This is a genomic window from Agromyces cerinus subsp. cerinus (genome assembly GCF_900142065.1).
GTDB lineage: Bacteria > Actinomycetota > Actinomycetes > Actinomycetales > Microbacteriaceae > Agromyces > Agromyces cerinus.
This window is the reverse complement of record NZ_FSRJ01000008.1, coordinates 1-5,633: the sequence shown is the minus strand read 5'-3', so window position 1 is coordinate 5,633 and position 5,633 is coordinate 1. Positions and strand designations below refer to the sequence as shown.

The 5,633-nt window shown below is 55.8% G+C and carries 3 rRNA genes; all 3 read left to right on the top strand.

Features of this window, described 5'->3' with window-relative positions:
- The first annotated feature begins 183 nt into the window (after positions 1-183).
- The 3 genes from BUR99_RS19520 to rrf all read left to right on the top strand — a co-directional run bounded on the left by BUR99_RS19520 (position 184) and on the right by rrf (position 5,632).
- A 16S ribosomal RNA gene (locus BUR99_RS19520) occupies positions 184-1,711 on the top strand.
- A 472-nt stretch (positions 1,712-2,183) separates the two neighbouring features.
- Positions 2,184-5,290, top strand: a 23S ribosomal RNA gene (locus BUR99_RS19515).
- Between the two features lie 225 nt (positions 5,291-5,515).
- Positions 5,516-5,632: ribosomal RNA gene (gene rrf / locus BUR99_RS19510) — 5S ribosomal RNA — on the top strand.
- The 16S, 23S and 5S rRNA genes sit together here, the layout of an rRNA operon.
- The last annotated feature ends 1 nt before the right edge of the window (position 5,633 follow it).

Genomic DNA, 5,633 nt, shown 5'->3' with positions numbered 1-5,633 from the left:
TCGGGTGCGTCCGTTCCTTGAGAACTCAACAGCGTGCACTATGTTCAATGCCAAATTATTGAACCCCGACCCCATCGTTTGGTGGGGGGAGGATTCCTTTGGATTGATGGACAGTCAGTTTGATTGTTCTTTCAGTCAGAGATTGAAACTCTCAATGCCTCTTCGGGGGTGTTGGAACCATTTTTTTTGGAGAGTTTGATCCTGGCTCAGGACGAACGCTGGCGGCGTGCTTAACACATGCAAGTCGAACGATGAACCTGGAGCTTGCTCTGGGGGATTAGTGGCGAACGGGTGAGTAACACGTGAGTAACCTGCCCTGGACTCTGGGATAACCCCGAGAAATCGGAGCTAATACCGGATAGGACCTGGAACCGCATGGTTTTGGGTGGAAAGTTTTTTCGGTCTGGGATGGACTCGCGGCCTATCAGCTTGTTGGTGAGGTAATGGCTCACCAAGGCGTCGACGGGTAGCCGGCCTGAGAGGGTGACCGGCCACACTGGGACTGAGACACGGCCCAGACTCCTACGGGAGGCAGCAGTGGGGAATATTGCACAATGGGCGAAAGCCTGATGCAGCAACGCCGCGTGAGGGATGACGGCCTTCGGGTTGTAAACCTCTTTTAGTAGGGAAGAAGGGCTTCGGCTTGACGGTACCTGCAGAAAAAGCACCGGCTAACTACGTGCCAGCAGCCGCGGTAATACGTAGGGTGCGAGCGTTGTCCGGAATTATTGGGCGTAAAGAGCTCGTAGGCGGTTTGTCACGTCTGCTGTGAAATCCCGAGGCTCAACCTCGGGCCTGCAGTGGGTACGGGCAGACTGGAGTGCGGTAGGGGAGATTGGAATTCCTGGTGTAGCGGTGGAATGCGCAGATATCAGGAGGAACACCGATGGCGAAGGCAGATCTCTGGGCCGTAACTGACGCTGAGGAGCGAAAGCGTGGGGAGCGAACAGGATTAGATACCCTGGTAGTCCACGCCGTAAACGTTGGGCGCTAGATGTGGGGACCATTCCACGGTTTCCGTGTCGTAGCTAACGCATTAAGCGCCCCGCCTGGGGAGTACGGCCGCAAGGCTAAAACTCAAAGGAATTGACGGGGGCCCGCACAAGCGGCGGAGCATGCGGATTAATTCGATGCAACGCGAAGAACCTTACCAAGGCTTGACATATACGAGAACGCCGCAGAAATGTGGAACTCTTTGGACACTCGTATACAGGTGGTGCATGGTTGTCGTCAGCTCGTGTCGTGAGATGTTGGGTTAAGTCCCGCAACGAGCGCAACCCTCGTCGTATGTTGCCAGCACGTAATGGTGGGAACTCATATGAGACTGCCGGGGTCAACTCGGAGGAAGGTGGGGATGACGTCAAATCATCATGCCCCTTATGTCTTGGGCTTCACGCATGCTACAATGGCCGGTACAAAGGGCTGCGATGTCGTAAGGCGGAGCGAATCCCAAAAAGCCGGTCTCAGTTCGGATTGAGGTCTGCAACTCGACCTCATGAAGTCGGAGTCGCTAGTAATCGCAGATCAGCAACGCTGCGGTGAATACGTTCCCGGGCCTTGTACACACCGCCCGTCAAGTCATGAAAGTCGGTAACACCCGAAGCCGGTGGCCTAACCCTTGTGGAGGGAGCCGTCGAAGGTGGGATCGGTGATTAGGACTAAGTCGTAACAAGGTAGCCGTACCGGAAGGTGCGGCTGGATCACCTCCTTTCTAAGGAGCACTGGCCACTTTTGGTGGTCCAGGCATGCCAGATCAGACCGAACGTGTCTGCTGGCAGCTCATGGGTGGAACATTGACATAGGTGCTCGTCTGAATGGTTCAGACCTAGTACGCCGCTTCCTTCGGGGGGTGGTTGGAACGGTGGGGGCCGGCCGGTCGGGTGCATGCACGCTGTTGGGTCCTGAGGGGCCGGACAACTTCCCGCGTTTTTGGCGTGGGGGTGATGGTTTCTTACAGACCTTCACGAAGCCGATGGATTCTGATTCGGTGGGTGTGGGGGTTCTGGCCGTCTGTTGAGAACTACATAGTGGACGCGAGCATCTTAGAAACGGGACTTCGGTCCTGTTTCACAATAGGTGAGTCGCCAGGAGCATTCCTTCGGGGGTGTTGTTTGGCGTATTCACTGGTCAATTTCGCGGCATTGCCTTTCGGGGTGGTGTCGCACGATTCGATCTCATGTGATTTTCAAGTTTTTAAGAGCAAACGGTGGATGCCTTGGCATCTGGAGCCGAAGAAGGACGTCGTAATCTGCGATAAGCCTCGGGGAGCTGATAAACGAGCTGTGATCCGAGGATTTCCGAATGGGGAAACCCCGCCAGGCCCTTTGGGTGACCTGGTGACTCCCGCCTGAATATATAGGGCGGGTAGAGGGAACGTGGGGAAGTGAAACATCTCAGTACCCACAGGAAGAGAAAACAACCGTGATTCCGTTAGTAGTGGCGAGCGAACGCGGAAGAGGCTAAACCGAGCCATGTGTGATACCCGGCAGGGGTTGCATGGTCGGGGTTGTGGGACCTTTCGGACTGTACTGCCGTGCAGTCACGGTGACGCGTCAGGTATAGACGAACCGGATTGAAAGCCGGACCGGAGTGGGTGTGAGTCCCGTAGTCGAAATGCCTGGCGGCCCGGAGAGGTATCCCAAGTAGCGCGGGGCCCGAGAAATCCCGCGTGAATCTGTCAGGACCACCTGATAAGCCTAAATACTCCCAGATGACCGATAGCGGACAAGTACCGTGAGGGAAAGGTGAAAAGTACCCCGGGAGGGGAGTGAAATAGTACCTGAAACCGTTTGCTTACAAACCGTTGGAGCCTCCTTGTAGGGGTGACAGCGTGCCTTTTGAAGAATGAGCCTGCGAGTTAGTGATATGTGGCGAGGTTAACCCGTGAGGGGCAGCCGTAGCGAAAGCGAGTCTGAATAGGGCGATTCAGTCGCATGTCCTAGACCCGAAGCGAAGTGATCTATCCATGGCCAGGTTGAAGCGACGGTAAGACGTCGTGGAGGACCGAACCCACTTCAGTTGAAAATGGAGGGGATGAGCTGTGGATAGGGGTGAAAGGCCAATCAAACTTCGTGATAGCTGGTTCTCTCCGAAATGCATTTAGGTGCAGCGTTGCGTGTTTCTTGCCGGAGGTAGAGCTACTGGATGGCCGATGGGCCCCAAAAGGTTACTGACGTCAGCCAAACTCCGAATGCCGGTAAGTGAGAGCGCAGCAGTGAGACGGTGGGGGATAAGCTTCATCGTCGAGAGGGAAACAACCCAGACCACCAACTAAGGTCCCTAAGCGCGTGCTAAGTGGGAAAGGATGTGGAGTTGCACAGACAACCAGGAGGTTGGCTTAGAAGCAGCCACCCTTGAAAGAGTGCGTAATAGCTCACTGGTCAAGTGATTCCGCGCCGACAATGTAACGGGGCTCAAGCACGCCACCGAAGTTGTGGCATTGACATTAATGGTAGGCCTTCGTGGTCCAGCCGTGTTGATGGGTAGGAGAGCGTCGTGTGGGCAGTGAAGCGGCGGTGTGAACCAGCCGTGGAGGCCACACGAGTGAGAATGCAGGCATGAGTAGCGAAAGACGGGTGAGAAACCCGTCCTCCGGAAGACCAAGGGTTCCAGGGTCAAGCTAATCTGCCCTGGGTAAGTCGGGACCTAAGGCGAGGCCGACAGGCGTAGTCGATGGACAACGGGTTGATATTCCCGTACCGGCGAAGAACCGCCCACATGAAATCAGGAGTGCTAAGCATCCCAAGACGCGTGGATCCCTTCGGGGACGATCGTGAGGCGGCATGCGACCCCATCTGGTGGAGTGAGCGTATTAACAGGTGTGACGCAGGAAGGTAGCCCAACCCGGGCGATGGTTGACCCGGGGCAAGCGTGTAGGCCGAGCGATAGGCAAATCCGTCGCTCATCACGGCTGAGACGCGATGCGGATAAAAAGTGGGTGATCCTATGCTGCCAAGAAAAGCATCGACGCGAGGTTCCAGCCGCCCGTACCCCAAACCGACTCAGGTGGTCAGGTAGAGAATACTAAGGAGATCGAGAGAATCGTGGTTAAGGAACTCGGCAAAATGCCCCCGTAACTTCGGGAGAAGGGGGGCCTAAGGCGTGAATGGACTTGCTCCAGGAAGCGCTGCAGGGCCGCAGAGACCAGTGGGAAGCGACTGTTTACTAAAAACACAGGTCCGTGCTAAGTCGCAAGACGATGTATACGGACTGACGCCTGCCCGGTGCTGGAAGGTTAAGAGGACCGGTTAGCCGCAAGGCGAAGCTGAGAATTTAAGCCCCAGTAAACGGCGGTGGTAACTATAACCATCCTAAGGTAGCGAAATTCCTTGTCGGGTAAGTTCCGACCTGCACGAATGGCGTAACGACTTCCCAGCTGTCTCAACCGCGAACTCGGCGAAATTGCATTACGAGTAAAGATGCTCGTTACGCGCAGCAGGACGGAAAGACCCCGTGACCTTTACTACAGCTTGGTATTGGTGTTCGGTGTGGCTTGTGTAGGATAGGTGGGAGACTTTGAAGCTGGCACGCTAGTGTCGGTGGAGTCATTGTTGAAATACCACTCTGGTCACTCTGGATATCTAACTTCGAACCGTGATCCGGTTCAGGGACAGTGCCTGGTGGGTAGTTTAACTGGGGCGGTTGCCTCCCAAAAAGTAACGGAGGCGCCCAAAGGTTCCCTCAACCTGGTTGGCAATCAGGTGGCGAGTGTAAGTGCACAAGGGAGCTTGACTGTGAGACTGACAGGTCGAGCAGGGACGAAAGTCGGGACTAGTGATCCGGCAGTGGCTTGTGGAAGCGCTGTCGCTCAACGGATAAAAGGTACCTCGGGGATAACAGGCTGATCTTGCCCAAGAGTCCATATCGACGGCATGGTTTGGCACCTCGATGTCGGCTCGTCGCATCCTGGGGCTGGAGTAGGTCCCAAGGGTTGGGCTGTTCGCCCATTAAAGCGGTACGCGAGCTGGGTTTAGAACGTCGTGAGACAGTTCGGTCCCTATCCGCTGCGCGCGTAGGAAATTTGAGAGGATCTGACCCTAGTACGAGAGGACCGGGTTGGACGAACCTCTGGTGTGCCAGTTGTTCCGCCAGGAGCACCGCTGGTTAGCTACGTTCGGGATGGATAACCGCTGAAAGCATCTAAGCGGGAAGCCGGCCTCGAGATGAGATTTCCATACCCTTCGGGGTGAGAGGCTCCCAGCCAGACGACTGGGTTGATAGGCCGGATGTGGAAGACAGGACTAACGACTGTCGGAGCTGACCGGTACTAATAAGCCGATAACTTGATAATCACTACACTCACACACGTTTGAACATGTTCATGAAAAGGCCGTGTGAGTGGCCAAAGATACGCTCGCGTCCACTCTGTGGTTCCCTTCAGACGGAAACCCAAAAGATAATTCAACACAGAATTACACCCGCACCACCACACCCTTCACCGGGGTATGGTCGGTGCGGTCACCGAGACCACACACCCACCCCAACCACGTGTTGGCGGGCGAGGTGTGGCAAGAGTTTCGGCGGCCATAGCGCGAGGGAAACGCCCGGACACATTCCGAACCCGGAAGCTAAGACTCGCAGCGCCGATGGTACTGCAGGGGGGACCCTGTGGGAGAGTAGGACACCGCCGGACA